The organism is Pseudomonas sp. HLG18 (genome assembly GCF_051903985.1).
GTDB classification, from domain to species: domain Bacteria; phylum Pseudomonadota; class Gammaproteobacteria; order Pseudomonadales; family Pseudomonadaceae; genus Aquipseudomonas; species Aquipseudomonas fluorescens_BT.
This window is the reverse complement of sequence record NZ_CP195831.1, coordinates 213,585-229,902: the sequence shown is the minus strand read 5'-3', so window position 1 is coordinate 229,902 and position 16,318 is coordinate 213,585. Positions and strand designations below refer to the sequence as shown.

Annotated in this window: 15 protein-coding genes; 12 read left to right on the top strand and 3 right to left on the bottom strand. The window is 61.2% G+C overall.

Features of this window, described 5'->3' with window-relative positions; genetic code table 11:
• Positions 1-30: 30 nt before the first annotated feature.
• The 10 genes from ACSPX5_RS01105 (at position 31) to pdeM (ending at position 13,157) form a co-directional block, all read left to right on the top strand.
• A complete protein-coding gene (locus ACSPX5_RS01105; RefSeq protein ID WP_439820794.1) occupies positions 31-2,481 on the top strand; it encodes a penicillin acylase family protein in 2,451 nt (816 codons plus the stop codon).
• A gap of 319 nt (positions 2,482-2,800) precedes the next feature.
• On the top strand, positions 2,801-3,835 hold the full coding sequence (locus tag ACSPX5_RS01100; protein ID WP_439820793.1) for a ligase-associated DNA damage response exonuclease: 1,035 nt from the start codon (positions 2,801-2,803) through the stop codon (positions 3,833-3,835).
• The gene (locus tag ACSPX5_RS01095) at positions 3,832-5,520 is read left to right on the top strand and encodes an ATP-dependent DNA ligase (RefSeq protein ID WP_439820792.1); all 1,689 of its coding nucleotides are present in this window, start codon (positions 3,832-3,834) and stop codon (positions 5,518-5,520) included. The genes ACSPX5_RS01100 and ACSPX5_RS01095 overlap by 4 nt, the downstream gene beginning before the upstream one ends.
• Before the next feature lie 251 nt (positions 5,521-5,771).
• Complete coding sequence (locus ACSPX5_RS01090) at positions 5,772-6,554, top strand: transporter substrate-binding domain-containing protein (RefSeq protein ID WP_011332769.1); 783 nt, start codon at positions 5,772-5,774, stop codon at positions 6,552-6,554.
• A gap of 56 nt (positions 6,555-6,610) precedes the next feature.
• Positions 6,611-7,339: an ABC transporter permease gene (locus ACSPX5_RS01085; RefSeq protein ID WP_169429133.1), complete on the top strand. Its 729-nt coding sequence runs from the start codon at positions 6,611-6,613 to the stop codon at positions 7,337-7,339.
• On the top strand, positions 7,336-8,046 hold the full coding sequence (locus ACSPX5_RS01080) for an ABC transporter permease (protein WP_011332767.1): 711 nt from the start codon (positions 7,336-7,338) through the stop codon (positions 8,044-8,046). Before ACSPX5_RS01085 ends, ACSPX5_RS01080 begins: the two co-directional genes overlap by 4 nt.
• A 12-nt stretch (positions 8,047-8,058) precedes the next feature.
• Entirely contained in the window at positions 8,059-9,177 is a 1,119-nt protein-coding gene (locus ACSPX5_RS01075; RefSeq protein WP_439820791.1) for a succinylglutamate desuccinylase/aspartoacylase family protein, read from the top strand.
• 13 nt (positions 9,178-9,190) lie between these two features.
• Positions 9,191-9,955 (top strand): ABC transporter ATP-binding protein, encoded by a 765-nt coding sequence (locus tag ACSPX5_RS01070; RefSeq protein ID WP_085697407.1) that lies wholly within the window; start codon positions 9,191-9,193, stop codon positions 9,953-9,955.
• Between the two features lie 59 nt (positions 9,956-10,014).
• Entirely contained in the window at positions 10,015-12,501 is a 2,487-nt protein-coding gene (locus ACSPX5_RS01065; RefSeq protein ID WP_439820790.1) for a ligase-associated DNA damage response DEXH box helicase, read from the top strand.
• Positions 12,501-13,157, top strand: a complete 657-nt coding sequence (gene pdeM, locus ACSPX5_RS01060) for a ligase-associated DNA damage response endonuclease PdeM (protein ID WP_169429130.1) — start codon at positions 12,501-12,503, stop codon at positions 13,155-13,157. The genes ACSPX5_RS01065 and pdeM overlap by 1 nt, the downstream gene beginning before the upstream one ends.
• Positions 13,158-13,196: 39 nt before the next feature.
• Here the strand turns inward: pdeM and ACSPX5_RS01055 are convergent, their stop codons facing one another.
• Together ACSPX5_RS01055 and dcd are read right to left on the bottom strand one after the other, a co-directional pair.
• Positions 13,197-13,406 (bottom strand): hypothetical protein, encoded by a 210-nt coding sequence (locus tag ACSPX5_RS01055; RefSeq protein ID WP_065259270.1) that lies wholly within the window; start codon positions 13,404-13,406, stop codon positions 13,197-13,199.
• A 106-nt stretch (positions 13,407-13,512) separates the two neighbouring features.
• Positions 13,513-14,079 (bottom strand): dCTP deaminase, encoded by a 567-nt coding sequence (gene dcd / locus ACSPX5_RS01050; RefSeq protein WP_007954988.1) that lies wholly within the window; start codon positions 14,077-14,079, stop codon positions 13,513-13,515.
• A gap of 354 nt (positions 14,080-14,433) precedes the next feature.
• Here dcd and ACSPX5_RS01045 point away from each other — a divergent pair, with 354 nt between their 5' ends.
• A complete protein-coding gene (locus ACSPX5_RS01045) occupies positions 14,434-14,643 on the top strand; it encodes a cold-shock protein (RefSeq protein ID WP_002554837.1) in 210 nt (69 codons plus the stop codon).
• 120 nt (positions 14,644-14,763) lie between these two features.
• Here ACSPX5_RS01045 and ACSPX5_RS01040 read toward each other — a convergent pair whose 3' ends face one another.
• Entirely contained in the window at positions 14,764-15,771 is a 1,008-nt protein-coding gene (locus tag ACSPX5_RS01040; protein WP_169429129.1) for a DUF481 domain-containing protein, read from the bottom strand.
• A 135-nt stretch (positions 15,772-15,906) separates the two neighbouring features.
• On the opposite strand from ACSPX5_RS01040, the gene ACSPX5_RS01035 reads away from it, so the two are divergent.
• Positions 15,907-16,290, top strand: coding sequence for an MGMT family protein (locus ACSPX5_RS01035; protein ID WP_439820789.1), 384 nt, complete (start codon positions 15,907-15,909; stop codon positions 16,288-16,290).
• The last annotated feature ends 28 nt before the right edge of the window (positions 16,291-16,318 follow it).

The following is a 16,318-nucleotide window of genomic DNA, read 5'->3' as shown; positions in this document are numbered from 1 at the left end:
CAGCCTCTACACCCCCGCAGGAGCTTTGCCATGGCCTCGCCAGCCCTTTCACATTTTCTTCCCCGGTTCGGCGTTGCCGCAGCAGTGGCCGGTGTTCTGAGCCTGACCGGTTGTCAGACCTGGAACGCCCAGGACACCCTCCCGCCCACCTCCGGTGTACAGCCGCTCAAGGGCCTGGCGCAGAACGTTTCGGTACGCCGCAATGCCATGGGCATGCCGCTGATCGAGAGCAACAGCTTCCACGATGCGTTGTTCGCCCTCGGTTATGTACACGCCAGCGACCGCATCAATCAGATGGTCACCCTGCGCCTGCTGGCCCAGGGTCGTCTGGCGGAAATGTCCGGGGCTTCGATGCTCGACGCCGACCGCTACATGCGCGCCGTCAATCTGAAGAAAAGCGCCGGCGAGCTGTACAAGGCCTCGTCGCCACGGCTCAAGCGCTTCTTCGAAGTCTATGCGCGGGGCGTCAACGCCTACCTGTTCCGCTACGCCGACAAGTTGCCGGGGGATCTGGCCTCCAGCGGCTACAAGCCTGAATACTGGAAACCGGAAGATTCGGCGCTGATTTTCTGCCTGCTGAACTTCAGTCAGTCGGCCAACCTGCCGGAAGAAATCGCTTCGCTGGTGCTGGCGCAGACCGTCACCACCGACAAGCTCGCCTGGCTGACGCCGTCCGCCCCTGACGAAAACCTGCCGATGGCTGAAGTCGACAAACTGCAAGGCATCAAGCTCAACGGGCAGATTCCCGGCCTGAACGAACTGAGCAACGCCAGCGAACAATTGGCGGCGATGAACCTGCTCGGCGCCAGCACCTCGAACAACTGGGCGATTGCCCCGCAACGCAGCCGCAACGGCAAGAGCCTGCTGGCCAGCGACAGCCATGGGCCGCTGGCCGCGCCGTCGCTGTGGAGTTTCGTGCAGATTCACGCACCTAAATACCAGGCCGCCGGCGTGACTGTCGCCGGCCTGCCGATGGTGCTCGGTGGTTTCAACGGCAAAGTGGCGTGGAGCGCGACCAGTGTTTTCGGTGACAACCAGGACCTGTTTCTGGAAAAGATCCGTCGCCAGGGCAGCAGCCTGACATACGAGGTCAACGGCAAATGGCAACCGCTGGGCGTGCGCAACGAAACCTATTTCGTCAAAGGCCAGCGGCCGATTCGCGAAGCGGTGTACGAAACCCGCCACGGCGCGCTGCTCAACAGTGCTCAGGCCGCCGCTCAGGGCACAGGTTTCGGCCTGGCCCTGCAGACGCCGAGCTTCACCGATGACAAATCCCTCGATGCGTTTTTTGATCTAAGCCGCGCGCAAACCGCTGAACGCGCCTCGGACGCCAGCCGGGAAATCCGCGCCATCGCGCTGAATCTGGTATTTGCCGACGCCAGCAACATCGGCTGGCAAGTCACCGGGCGATTCCCGAACCGCCGTGAAGGCGAAGGCCTGTTGCCGTCGCCGGGCTGGGAAGGTCGCTACGACTGGGACGGTTACGCCGACCCGATGCTGCATCCGTACGATCAGGATCCGGCGCAGGGCTGGCTCGGCACCGCCAATCAGCGGGTCATTCCCCATGGCTACGGCATGCAACTGTCCAATTCCTGGGCCGCGCCGGAGCGTGGCGAGCGCCTCGCAGAAATGGCCGGCAGCGGTAAACAGGACGGTCGCAGCATGATCGCCATGCAGTACGACCAAACCACCACGTTCGCCGCCAAGCTGAAGAAAATGTTCGAAGCCCCGGGCATGGCGCAGCCGCTGAAACAGGCGATCGACGCCCTGCCGGAAGCCGACCGCAGCAAGGCCCGCGAAGCCTACACCCGCTTGATGGCGTTCGACGGCAAACTCAGCCCGACCTCCGCCGACGCGGCGATCTACGAGCTGTTCCTGCAGGAAAGCATGAAGCAGATGTTCCTCGACGAACTCGGCCCGCAAAGCAGCCCGGCGTGGAAAGCGTTTATCGCCAATGGCGATCTGTCCTACGCCGCCCAGGCCGATCACTTGCTGGGCCGCGAAGACAGTCCATTCTGGGACGACGCCCGTACCCCGCAAAAAGAAGACAAACCGGCGATCCTGGCCCGCAGTCTGGCGGCAGCGATTACTGCCGGCGACAGTCAGTTGGGTGGCGATCACAAAGCCTGGCAGTGGGGAAAACTGCACCGCTACGAGTGGAAGAATGCCAACGGCCAGACCGTCCGCGGCCCGATCGCGGCTGGCGGCGATCACACGACGCTGAATACGGCGGCATTTGCCTGGGGCCAGGACTTCAACACCACGCGTGCGCCGTCGATGCGCTTTATCGTCGACTTCGGTCAGAGCGAGCCGTTGATGGGGCAGAACGGCACAGGACAATCCGGAAATCCGGTGAGCCCGAACTACCTGAACGGCATCGATCCGTGGCTCAAAGGCCAGTACATCGGCTTGCCGATGCAGCCGCAGAACTTTGACCGGGTGTATGGCAAGACGCGGCTGACGCTTACTCCCGGGAAATAGCGCTACTCCCCAAAAGATCAAAAGCCCCCTCACCCTAACCCTCTCCCTTAGGGAGAGGGGACTGATCGGGGAATATTCAAGAGGTTCGCCGACCTGAACTTGCTGCACCGAATCCAGATTCGTATTGCTGCTTGAAAGATCCATAATCGACGCGATCTCACAGGTCGATGTCCCTCGCCAAACACCCCCGTAGGCTCCCTCTCCCTCCGGGCGGTCCGACGCTTCGGGAGGGCTGGGGTGAGGGTGCTTTTGAAAATCAATAGAACTTCTGACTTCGCGCCAACCTCATAGCTAACAAGTCTTCCATTCCGGTAACGCCATGGATCTTGTTATCGCCCGCCCCGAAGGTTTGTACTGCCCCGCCGGGGATTTCTATATTGACCCGTGGCGACCCGTCGAGCGCTCGGTCATCACTCATGCCCACGGCGATCATGCCCGTGGTGGCAACCAGCATTACCTGGCCACCAGCGCCGGCGAAGGGATTCTGCGCGCGCGTCTGGGCCAGGACATCAACCTGCAAACTCTCGACTACGGCCAGCGCCTGACCCACCACGGCGTCACCTTGAGTTTTCATCCCGCCGGCCATGTGCTCGGCTCGGCGCAGATTCGCCTGGAGTACGGCGGCGAAGTCTGGGTCGCGTCCGGCGACTACAAGATCGAACCCGACGGCACCTGCGCCCCTTTCGAACCGGTGCGCTGCCACACCTTCATCACCGAATCGACCTTCGGCCTGCCGATCTACCGCTGGCAGCCGCAGGCGCAGGTGTTTGGCGAGATCAATCAGTGGTGGCAGGCGAATATCCAGGCTGGCAGGACCAGCGTGCTGTTCTGCTATTCGTTCGGCAAGGCCCAGCGAATCCTGCATGGCATCGACGAAACCCTCGGGCCGATCCTCAGCCACGGCGCGGTGGAGCCACTGAACCGGGTCTATCGCGAGGCCGGCGTGTATCTGCCACCGACGATCTACGCCGGCGACGTGAAGAAAAACGATCCCATGATGCGCCAGGCGCTGGTCATCGCCCCGCCGTCGGCCGGCGGCAGCAGCTGGATGCGCCGTTTCGGCGATTACAGCGACAGCTTCGCCAGCGGCTGGATGCGCCTGCGTGGTACCCGTCGGCGGCGCGGCGTGGATCGCGGTTTCGTGCTTTCGGATCACGCCGACTGGCCCGGCCTGTTGTGGGCCATCGAACAGACCGGCGCCGAACGGGTGATGGTCACTCACGGCTCGATCGGTGTGCTGGTCCGCCACCTGCGGGAAAAAGGGCTGGATGCTCAAGGTTTCAACACCGAATACGGTGACGATGAACAGGACACCCTCGCCGTCGAACCCACCGTGGCCGAGGTGCAACCATGAAAGACTTCGCCGGGTTGTACGCCGAACTCGACGCCACCACCTCCAGCAACGCCAAACTGGCGGCCATGCAGGCCTACTTTGCTCACGCGGCGCCGCAGGACGCGGCCTGGGCGGTGTACTTTCTGTCCGGCGGACGGCCACGGCAACTGGTGCCCGTGCGGATCCTGCGCGAACTCGCCGTCGACGTGTCGGGACTTACGCCGTGGCTGTTCGAGGAAAGCTATCAGGCCGTCGGCGATCTGGCGGAAACCATCTCGCTGGTGCTCCCGGAAAACCCGTACACCTCCGAGGCCGGCCTTGCTCAATGGATCGAGCACAAACTGCTGCCCCTGCGCGGTGAAACCCCGGAATACCTCGCCCATCAGTTGCCGGCACTGTGGGCACAACTGGATCGGCCGAGCCTGATGCTGTGCATCAAACTGATCACCGGTAGCTTCCGGGTCGGCGTGTCCAAACTGCTGGTGACCCGCGCCCTGGCCTCCATGGCCGGGCTCGACAGCAAACGCGTGGCGCAGCGGCTGGTGGGTTACACCGATTTGTCCAACCGGCCGAACGCCGCCAGCTACCTGAAACTGATCGCCCCCGAATCCAGCGACGAACATGCCCAGCGCGGTGGTCAGCCCTACCCGTTCTTCCTCGCCCATGCGCTGGCGCAACCGGTGGAAACCTTCGACGCGTTGCTCGGCCCCGCGAGCGACTGGCAAGTCGAATGGAAGTGGGATGGCATTCGCGCGCAGGTGGTCAAGCGCGACGGGAAACTGTGGGTCTGGTCGCGCGGCGAGGAATTGGTGACAGAGCGTTTTCCCGAATTCGACACCCTGCTGCACGGTTTACCCGACGGCACGGTGATCGACGGCGAAATCGTTGTGTGGAAGAACAACCGCCCGGTCACCGAAGACGCTTTTGCTCCGCAGTCGACAGAAGCGCCGGCGGTGCAACCGTTCGCCTTGTTGCAGCAACGGATCGGCCGCAAGTCGCTGGACCGGAAAATCCTCGAAGACGCGCCGGTGGTAGTACTCGCCTACGACCTTTTGGAGTGGCAGGGTGAAGACTGGCGCAACCAGCCTCAGGCCAGGCGTCGTGAACAACTGGAACACGTCATTGCCCAGTGCAACAACCCGGTGTTGCTGCCGTCGCCGATTCTGACGGGTGACGACTGGTTCGACCTAGCCCGTCAGCGGGAGGCCTCCAGGCGCCTGGGGGTCGAAGGCATGATGCTCAAGGCCCGGGACGCGATGTATGGCGTCGGCCGGACCAAGGACATGGGCGTGTGGTGGAAATGGAAGGTCGACCCGTTCAGCGTCGACGCGGTGTTGATCTACGCCCAGCGCGGGCATGGTCGCCGCGCCAGCCTCTACAGCGATTACACCTTTGCAGTGTGGGACGGCCCGCCCGGTTCCAGTTCACGGGCGCTGGTGCCGTTTGCCAAGGCCTATTCCGGGCTGACCGATGCAGAAATGCGCGAGGTCGACAGCATCGTGCGCAAGACCACCGTGGAAAAATTCGGTCCGGTCAGCAGCGTGAAGCCGAGTCTGGTGTTCGAACTGGGCTTCGAAGGCATCGCCCTCTCTCGCCGGCACAAGAGCGGCATCGCCGTGCGCTTCCCGCGCATGCTGCGCTGGCGTCAGGACAAGACCGTCGAGGAGGCCGACAGCCTGGCGACCCTGCAAAACCTCTTGGTCTGATCCTTGCCCTCACGCCTCCCCGATCGTTCCCACGCAGAGCGTGGGAACGATCCCTCCGAACCATCCTGGTGCAGCATTTGCAGCGTGCCCGTTTTCGTGCACTGACCGTCCCCGGCATGCACTTCATACACCTTTTAAAACACTTGTTCGGGACTCTGGTTCGGAAATTGCTACTTTCTATAAGTCGTAAGCGTTCCAGTAACAATCATTCTGCGCCACAAGCGCTCATATTGGTTCTTAGGGATTGAATAATGAAAAAAGCATTGCTGACCCTTTCTGCACTGGCGTTGTGCATGGCCGCCGGCTCCGCGCTGGCCAAGGAATACAAAGAGCTGCGTTTTGGCGTCGATCCTTCCTACGCACCGTTCGAGTCGAAAGCGGCCGACGGCAGCCTGGTGGGCTTTGACATCGATCTGGGCAACGCGATCTGCGCCGAGCTGAAGGTCAAGTGCAAATGGGTCGAAAGCGACTTCGACGGCATGATTCCGGGCCTCAAGGCCAATAAGTTCGACGGCGTGATCTCGTCGATGACCGTTACCGAAGCCCGCGAAAAAGTCATCGACTTCTCCAGCGAGCTGTTCTCCGGCCCGACGGCCTACGTGTCGAAGAAAGGTTCGGGCATTACCGACGACGTCGCCTCGCTGAAAGGCAAAACCGTCGGTTACGAGCAAGGCACCATCCAGGAGGCCTATGCCAAAGCCGTGCTGGACAAGGCCGGCGTGAAAACCCAGGCCTACCAGAATCAGGACCAGGTGTATTCCGACCTGACTTCCGGCCGTCTCGATGCGGGCATTCAGGACATGTTGCAGGCCGAACTGGGCTTTCTGAAGTCGCCGCAGGGCGCCGACTATGAAGTCAGCAAGCCGGTCGACAACCACTTGCTGCCAGCCAAGACCGCTGTCGGTATTAAGAAAGGTAACACCGAGCTGAAAGCACTTTTGGATAAAGGTATCAAAGCGTTACACGATGACGGCAAATACGCCGAGATTCAAAAGAAACACTTTGGCGATCTGAATCTGTACAGCGGCAAATAATGCCCCGGCGCCCATCCTCGATGGGCGCCTTTTTCATTCAGTCAGGTTGCTGATTTATGTTCGAAAACCTCTTACAAAATCTGGGGCTATCCGCCTTCAGCCTCAAGGGCTTTGGTCCTTTGCTGTTGGAAGGCACCTGGATGACCATCAAATTGTCGGCGTTGTCGCTGCTGGTGGCCGTGCTGCTCGGCCTGCTCGGCGCCAGTGCCAAGCTGTCAAAAGTCAAACTGCTGCGCCTGCCCGCCCAGCTCTACACCACGCTGATTCGCGGGGTACCGGACCTGGTCCTGATGCTGCTGATCTTCTACAGCCTGCAAACCTGGCTGACGACGCTCACTGACTACCTGGAATGGGAATACATCGAGATCGACCCGTTCACCGCCGGGGTCCTGACTCTGGGCTTCATTTATGGCGCGTACTTCACTGAAACCTTTCGCGGCGCGATTCTCGCGGTGCCGCGCGGGCAGGTCGAAGCCGCCACCGCCTATGGCCTCAAGCGCGGCCAGCGCTTTCGTTTCGTGGTGTTCCCGCAAATGATGCGCTTCGCCCTGCCGGGCATCGGCAACAACTGGATGGTGATGCTCAAGGCCACCGCACTGGTTTCGATCATCGGCCTGGCCGATCTGGTCAAGGCAGCGCAGGACGCCGGCAAGAGCACCTATCAACTGTTTTACTTCCTGGTCCTCGCCGCGCTGATTTATCTGCTGATCACCAGTGCCTCGAACTTCATCCTGCGCTGGCTCGAACGCCGCTACGCTGCCGGTGCCCGGGAGGCCGTACGATGATCGAACTCCTGCAGGAATACTGGAAAGCCTTCCTTTATACCGACGGCCAGAACATCACCGGGCTGGCCATGACGATGTGGCTGCTCAGCGCCTCGATCTTCTTCGGCTTCATCGTGTCGATTCCGTTGTCGATCGCCCGGGTCTCGCCGCACTTCTACATCCGCTGGCCGGTGCAGTTCTACACCTACCTGTTCCGCGGCACGCCTCTCTATATCCAGCTGCTGATCTGCTACACCGGGATCTACAGCCTGGCCGCGGTGCGCGCCCAACCGCTGCTCGACAGTTTCTTTCGCGATGCGATGAACTGCACGATCCTGGCTTTCGCCCTCAACACCTGCGCCTACACCACGGAGATTTTCGCCGGGGCGATCCGCAGCATGAACCACGGCGAAGTCGAAGCGGCCAAGGCCTACGGCCTGACCGGCTGGAAACTGTATGCCTACGTGATCATGCCGTCGGCGCTGCGCCGGTCGTTGCCGTACTACAGCAACGAAGTGATCCTGATGCTGCACTCGACCACCGTGGCCTTCACCGCGACCATCCCCGACATCCTGAAAGTCGCACGGGACGCCAACTCGGCGACCTTCCTGACCTTTCAGTCGTTCGGCATCGCCGCGCTGATCTACCTGACCATCACCTTTGCGCTGGTCGGCCTGTTCCGCCTCGCCGAACGCCGATGGCTGGCCTTCCTTGGCCCGACCCACTAGGACCCTTTTGAGATGCGCCACCAGATACACGATCTGCTGGCCCCGCTGCCGGGGACTGCACGACAGATTCACAGCTTTCATTTCGGCCCGGACAAGGCCCAAGGCAAGATTTACATCCAGTCCTCGCTGCACGCCGACGAACTGCCCGGCATGCTCGTGGCCTGGCACCTCAAGCAGCGTCTGGCGGAGCTGGAAGCCGCCGGGCGGCTGATCAGCGAAATCGTGCTGGTGCCGGTGGCCAACCCGGTCGGCCTCGAACAAGTGCTGATGGACGTGCCACTGGGCCGCTACGAACTGGAGAGCGGGCAGAACTTCAATCGCTGGTTCGTCGACCTCAGCGAAGAAATCGGCAACGAGATCGAAGCGCTGCTGTGCGACGACCCGCAGCGCAACCTGGAACTGATCCGCACCAGCCTGCGCAATGCCCTCGCCCGCCACACCGCCACGACTCAGCTGCAATCCCAGCGCCTGACCCTGCAACGGCTGGCCTGCGATGCGGACATGGTGCTGGACCTGCACTGCGATTTCGAATCCGTGGTCCACCTCTACACCACGCCCGAGGCCTGGCCGCAGGTCGAGCCGCTGGCGCGCTACATCGAATCCCAGGCGAGCCTGCTGGCCACCGACTCCGGCGGTCAGTCGTTCGACGAATGCTTCACCCTGTTGTGGTGGCAATTGAAGGAGCGCTTCGGCGAACACTTCGAAATTCCACTGGGCAGTTTCTCGGTCACCGTCGAGTTGCGTGGCCAGGGGGATGTCACCCATCCGCTGGCCAGTCGCGATTGCCAGGCGCTGATCGATTACCTGATCCATTTCGGTGCCATTGCCGGCGAGCCCAAAGCCTTGCCGGCGCTGCCACACCCCGCCACACCGCTGGCCGGCGTGGAACCGGTGGCCACTCCCGTCGGCGGCCTGCTGGTCTACACCGCCACGCCCGGCCAGCTTCTGGAAGCCGGGCAGAAAATTGCCGAAATCATCGACCCGATCAGCGACCGGGTCACGCCAGTCCACTGCACCGCTTCCGGTCTGCTCTATGCCCGCTCGCTGCGGCGCATGGCCACGGCCGGTATGGTGATCGCCCACGTCGCGGGCGCCGAAGCCTATCGCAGCGGCTACTTACTTTCGCCTTGAGGATGCCTGTCCCATGTACAAATTGACCGTTGAAGGCCTGCACAAAAGCTATGGCGACCATCAGGTGCTCAAAGGCGTCTCGCTCAAGGCCAAGACCGGTGACGTGATCAGTCTGATCGGCGCCAGCGGCTCGGGCAAAAGCACCTTTTTGCGCTGCATCAACTTTCTCGAACAGCCCAACGACGGCGCAATGAGCCTCGACGGCCAGGCGATCCGCATGGTTACCGACCGCCACGGCATGCACGTCGCCGACCCCAATGAACTGCAACGCCTGCGCACGCGCCTGGCGATGGTGTTCCAGCATTTCAATCTGTGGAGCCACATGACCGTGCTGGAAAACATCACCATGGCCCCGCGCCGGGTGCTGGGCTGCAGCAAACAGGAAGCCGACGACCGCGCCCGGCGTTATCTGGAAAAGGTCGGTCTGCCGGCGCGGGTGGCCGATCAATACCCGGCGTTCCTCTCCGGCGGCCAACAACAACGGGTGGCGATTGCTCGGGCGCTGGCGATGGAGCCGGAAGTCATGCTGTTCGACGAACCGACTTCGGCGCTCGACCCGGAACTGGTCGGTGAAGTGCTCAAGGTGATTCAGGGCCTGGCCGAGGAAGGCCGGACCATGATCATGGTCACCCATGAAATGAGCTTTGCGCGCAAGGTGTCGAGCCAGGTGCTTTTTCTGCACCAAGGGCTGGTGGAAGAAGAAGGCGCGCCCGAAGAAGTGCTGGGCAATCCGAAAAGCGAACGCCTGAAGCAATTCCTCAGCGGCAATCTCAAGTAAAACTATTGCCCGGCCGGCGCGGTCACTGAAGGAACACCTTCAGAGCACTCGTCGCCGGCATGGGCACTTCCACCGACTTCGCCAAACACTGGTTCAGCGCCCGCGACTGGAAGCCGTTCGCCTTTCAGAAGCAGGTGTGGGCCGCGGTAAAACGTGGCGAGTCCGGCCTGCTGCACGCCAGCACCGGCGCCGGTAAAACCTACGCGGTGTGGTTTGCCGCGCTCAATCGCTTTGCCCGCTCCGGGCCTGTTGCTGAAACCACCCGTAAACGCAAACCACCCGCCGAACCGCTGACTGTCTTGTGGATCACGCCGATGCGCGCACTGGCCGCCGACACCGCGCGCGCCCTGCAAACGCCGCTGGACGATTTGCTCATTCCCTGGAGCGTCGGCCTGCGTACCGGCGACACTGGCAGCAGCGAACGCGCCCGGCAGAACCGGCGCCTGCCGACCACGCTGATCACCACCCCGGAAAGCCTGACCCTGATGCTCGCCCGCGCCGACGCGCAAACGGCGCTGTCGACCTTGCGCATGGTCGTGGTCGATGAATGGCATGAACTGCTCGGGAACAAGCGCGGCGTACAATTGCAATTGGCCCTCGCCCGGTTACGGCGTTGGCATCCTGAGCTGATTGTCTGGGGTGTTTCCGCGACGCTCGGCAATCAATCCCATGCCGAACAGGTACTGATCCCGCAGGGCGGTGGCGTGAGTGTTCAGGGTCAAAGCGAAAAAACCCTGCGTGTCGATACCCTGCTCCCACCGCAGATCGAGCGCTTTCCCTGGGCCGGGCATATCGGTCTGAAGATGTTGCCGCAGGTGGTCGCCGAACTTGAGGTTTGCGCCAGCAGCCTGGTGTTCACCAATACTCGGGCACAATCGGAAATCTGGTATCAGGCCTTGCTGGAAGCGCGGCCGGACTGGGCCGGGTTGATCGCCCTGCATCACAGTTCGCTGTCGCGCGATACCCGGGACTGGGTCGAGCAGGCGCTGAAGAATGGCCAGCTCAAAGCCGTGGTCTGCACTTCGAGTCTCGATCTGGGGGTGGACTTTCTGCCGGTAGAGCGGGTTCTGCAAATCAGTTCGGCCAAAGGCGTGGCGCGCCTGATGCAGCGGGCCGGCCGTTCGGGCCATGCGCCCGGTCGAACGTCGCGGGTCACCCTGGTGCCGACCCACAGTCTGGAACTGATCGAAGCCGCTGCCGCACGCGATGCCGTGGCGCAGCGCAGAATCGAGCCGCGTCTGTCACCGCACAAACCGCTGGATGTACTGGTGCAGCACCTGGTGAGCATGGCCCTGGGCGGTGGTTTTATTCCCGATGAACTGTACGAAGAAGTCCGCAGCGCCTGGGCCTATCGTGACCTGTCGCTCGCGGACTGGGCCTGGGCGCTGGCATTCGTACGCCACGGCGGGATGTCGCTGACGGCGTATCCGGATTACCGTCGGGTCGAGCCGGACGAGCACGGAATCTGGCGCGTCCCCGATGCCCGGTTGGCGCGTCGCCATCGGATGAGCATCGGCACCATCGTCAGCGATGCCAGCATTCACCTGAAATTCTGGAGCAAGGGCGGTGGTGGCAAGCAACTGGGCAGCGTTGAAGAAGGCTTCATCGCCCGCCTCAAACCCGGCGACGGTTTCCTGTTCGCCGGACGCTTGCTGGAACTGGTGCGGGTGGAAAACATGACCGCCTACGTCAAACGCAGCACCGCCAAAAAAGCCGCCGTGCCGCGCTGGAATGGCGGGCGCATGCCGCTGTCCAGCGAACTCGCTGACGCGGTGGTCAGCCGATTCAGCGCGGCGGCGCAAGGCGAGTTTGCAGGCCCGGAAATGCAGGCCTTGCAGCCGCTGCTGGAAACGCAGATGCGCTGGTCGGGCCTGCCGACCGTCAACAATCTGCTGGCCGAGGTGCTGAAATCCCGCGAAGGCTGGCACCTTTTCCTCTACACGTTTGCCGGACGTCAGGTGCATCTGGGGCTGGCCAGCCTGCTCGCGTGGCGAGTCAGCCAGCGCCTGCCTGTGACTTTCTCGATTGCGGTCAATGATTACGGACTGGAATTGCTCAGTGCCACACCGGTTGACTGGTCTGTGCAACTGGATGGCGCCCTGCTCAGCCCCGAGGATTTATTGAGGAATGTGTTGGCCAGTCTCAACGCGGGGGAGCTGGCGCTGCGCAGGTTCAGGGAAATCGCACGGATCGCCGGACTCGTATTCGCTGGCTACCCCGGCGCGCCGAAAAGTACCCGTCAGGTACAGGCCTCCAGCGGGTTGTTCTTCGAAGTGTTCAAACAATACGACGCCGACAACCTTCTACTGGCCCAGGCCGGGGAAGAAGTCCTGCGCGAAGAACTGGATATTCATCGACTGGAACAGGCACTGGAGCGAATCAACCGGATGAAACTGGACATACACCTGATCAAACGCCCGACTCCACTCGGCTTTCCATTGCTGGTGGAACGCATGCGCGAAAGCATGAGTTCGGAAAAACTCGCCGACCGTATCCGGCGCATGGTCGGCGATCTGGAGAAAACCGCCGACAAGGGCCAATCCTGATGAACGCGCCCTACCCTGTGCGTCTGGCGGGTGAAGAACTCTGGCTGTTGCCGGAAAAGGCATTGTATTGGCCGGCGCAACAGGCGCTGTTGATTGCCGATGTGCATTTCGGCAAGGCTGCCGCCTACCGTCGCCTGGGGCAACCGGTGCCGCAGGGCACCACGGCGAGCAACATCGCGGTGATCGAGCAGTTGCTGGCGAAACTGCCGTGTCGACAACTGATCTTTCTTGGGGACTTTCTGCACGGGCCCGGCTCCCATGCCCCCGACACTTTGCAGGCATTGGCGCAGTGGCGGGCGCGTCATGCCGATCTGCCGATCACGTTGATTCGCGGTAATCACGACAAGCGCGCCGGTGATCCACCGCAGACGCTGAACATTCGGGTGGTGCCGGAGCCGTTACTGCTTGGGCCCTTCGCATTGCAGCACGAACCCGATCCGCACCCTGAACGCCACGTACTCGCAGGACATGTGCATCCGGTTTATCGATTGAACGGCAAGGGGCGTGAGCGTCTGCGGCTGGCGTGTTTCAGTCTGGGAGAACGCATCAGCCTGCTGCCGGCGTTCGGTGCCTTCACCGGCGGCTATCCGGTGGAGAAGGACGAGCGTTGTCGGATCTTTGTCATTGGCGACAACGAAATATGGCCCGTCGGCTGACGTCCTGTTCAGGATTCAGCCGACGGGCCATGCATTCAATCACGCGACAGGCGCAGGTGGCGGTTTGTCCGGCAACGTCGGCTCGCCGGGCTCGGTCGGTTCTTCGTTAGGGGTATCGGGATCGGGCTGGTGAGGAATTCCGCCAGCCAGGGTGACGGGCGGGTGTGCCAGCAACGACCAGGCCAATACGCCAACCTGATTGGGCTCGAGCCTTGCCAGTTCGGCAGTGATTTGCGGATCGATCTTCATGGAGCACTCCTCGGCGAAGGCCAGTCCCGCTGTTCGCGAAACGGGCAGTACACCCCATAGAGTGTCTACCCGCCGAAGAATTCCCGGTAACTGCCGGATGGACGGATCAGGTGCGTGGCAGGGTCACGCCACGCTGGCCCTGGTACTTGCCGGCGCGGTCCTTGTAGGAGACTTCGCATTCCTCGTCGGATTCGAGGAACAGCATCTGCGCCACGCCTTCGTTGGCGTAGATCTTCGCCGGCAGATTGGTGGTGTTGGAGAACTCCAGGGTCACCTGGCCTTCCCACTCGGGCTCGAGCGGGGTGACGTTGACGATGATGCCGCAACGGGCATAGGTGCTTTTGCCCAGGCAGATGGTCAGGACATTGCGTGGAATACGGAAGTATTCAACGGTCGTGGCCAGGGCGAAGGAGTTCGGCGGGATGATGCAGACGTCGCTGTGGACGTCGACGAAGCTGCCGGCGTCGAAGTTTTTCGGATCGACAATGGCCGAATTGATGTTGGTGAACACCTTGAAATGGTTGGTGCAGCGCACATCGTAGCCGTAACTCGACACGCCGTAGGAGATCACACGGCTGTCGTCGCTGCCGCGTACCTGGCGCTCGACGAACGGCTCGATCATGCCGTGTTCCTGCGCCATGCGGCGAATCCACTTGTCCGATTTGATGCTCATGGCGGGGTGTCCTGAATAGCGAGGTGGAAAAAAACTGTCCGGCATCTTACCGGGCGCGCCGCCCGGTTCAAAGTCCGTGGTGCAAATCTCGCCGAACATGCAGGAATTACACGGCTTCGCGACGAACCGTCACACCGCCGATCCTTAAAACGGAGAAACCTTCGCAAGAAGCATTGGCACGTTCCGGAAAAAGGGTTAAGGTGGCGCCACTGTGCTGCTTGTGTCACTGAGAATCTCTACACGATATGTTGAATTTCGATCCAACCATCTACAAGAATTTTTCCTGCTCTTTGCACTCAGTCTCGGCCAGGGTTCTTCCTGAGTCGCAGTTATCTTTGTTCAAGGAGTTACACCATGTCTAATCGCCAAACCGGTACCGTTAAGTGGTTCAACGATGAAAAAGGCTTCGGCTTCATCACTCCACAATCCGGTGACGACCTGTTCGTTCACTTCAAAGCTATCCAGTCCGACGGCTTCAAAAGCCTGAAAGAAGGCCAACAGGTTTCTTTCATCGCTACCCGCGGTCAGAAAGGCATGCAAGCTGAAGAAGTACAAGTTATCTAACTTGTAGCTTCTTTGGTAAAAAGCCCCGCCCTTAAAAGCGGGGCTTTTTTGTGGGCGCCTGTTTTGTACAGGCAAAAAAAATCGCAGCCTGTCGAAGGCTGCGATTTTTTCGGCCGGGCGTTACCAGGCCACGCCAAATCCTGCGGTGTAGCGGGTCTTGTTCAGATCCGCGTCCTTGGTACCACTGATGATGTCACGCTCGGCCTTGAGATTGAGCGAGGCCCAGTCCGTCACCTTGTAGCGCAGGCCCACTTCCGAATCCAGGGCATAGTTGGCGACGTCCGACAATGGCTTGCCCAGTTCGCCGGTGGTGAAGAACTGTACCTTCTTGCCGATCAGGTAGCGGTTATAGTCCCACTTCATGGCAACGGAATAGAAGTTGTCCTTGCCGCCGTCGCTGTACTCATAATCGGTGCGGTTGAGCAGCGAGCCGAGGGAAAATGCGCCCAGCTCATCATCCCAGAACTGATAGCCAGGACCCGTACCGACCACACGCTGGCGTGACAACTCTTCGACGTAGTCACGCTTGTAGTTCAACCGCCCCTGCCAGAACCACTTGTCGGTCAGGAAGCGGTCCAGGGCATATTCGGCGCGCCAGTTGTTGGTGGTCACCACCTCATCCTGAACTTCACGGTTGTACTCGCCCTCAGCGGTATGACGCCAACGGCCATGGCGCGCGGTGGTCTTGAAGCCGACGTCGTAATCATCGGTGTCTTTTTCGGCACGCTGATAATCCAGGGCCAGGTCGACATTGCCCTTCCATACCAGATCCTCGACCACGGGTTTGGGCTTGAGAATCTGCTGGATGCTCGCCAGCTCGACGGTTTTCGGCGCTTCGCCGTTGGCCAGAGTGACCTTGCCGTCTTCGGCGGCAGTCAGCGATTTGGCCTTCTCACCGCTGTAGGCATCCTGCTTGACCAGCAGCTCTTGATCGCTTTCCAGGGTCTTGACTTGCTTCCAGTCGATGGTGACCGCGCCGGCGTACTGGGTCTGGACCAGCAACTTGCCGCCATCGAACAGGGTGATTTTGCCGCTCAGCTTGTCACCGTTCTTCAACCAGACGGTATCGGCAAGCAAGGGCGTGGACGCACTGAAGACAGCAAGGCACAACAGGGTTCTGGACAACATAAGCGAATCGGAAACTCGGGTTTGCGAAAAAGGGTCGGCATTATCCGTAGGAATAATCCTCTGACAAGGAGTGACCCGGCTATTTCTGTTGAGTTCATTTCTCAATTGCCCGATCACGGATTACCCTTGAACCCCATGAATCGATCTTGTTCAGGAACGGCGCCCGTGACAGACCCGATACCTGCCTGCGAAAACGACCCGCAAATCCGACGCACGGCACTCTATTCGACCCTTGCCCAAGTGCCCGAAGGCAAGGTCGTCAGCTATGGTCAGTTGGCCGAACTGGCCGGGTTGGGGCGCGCCGCCCGCTGGGTCGGCCGTACCCTGAGCCAGTTGCCCGGCGACACGAAGCTGCCCTGGCACCGCGTGCTCGGTGCCGGCGGTCGGCTCAGTCTGCCGGCGGGCAGCCCTTCAGGCGATGAACAGCGGGCACGATTGCGTATGGAGGGCATTACGATCCTGAACAATCGTGTGGATATTCAGCGTCATGGCTGGCGCCCGGTAGAGCACAGCGGTTAGAGTGCGCGCTTTGTTTTCGCAATCTTGA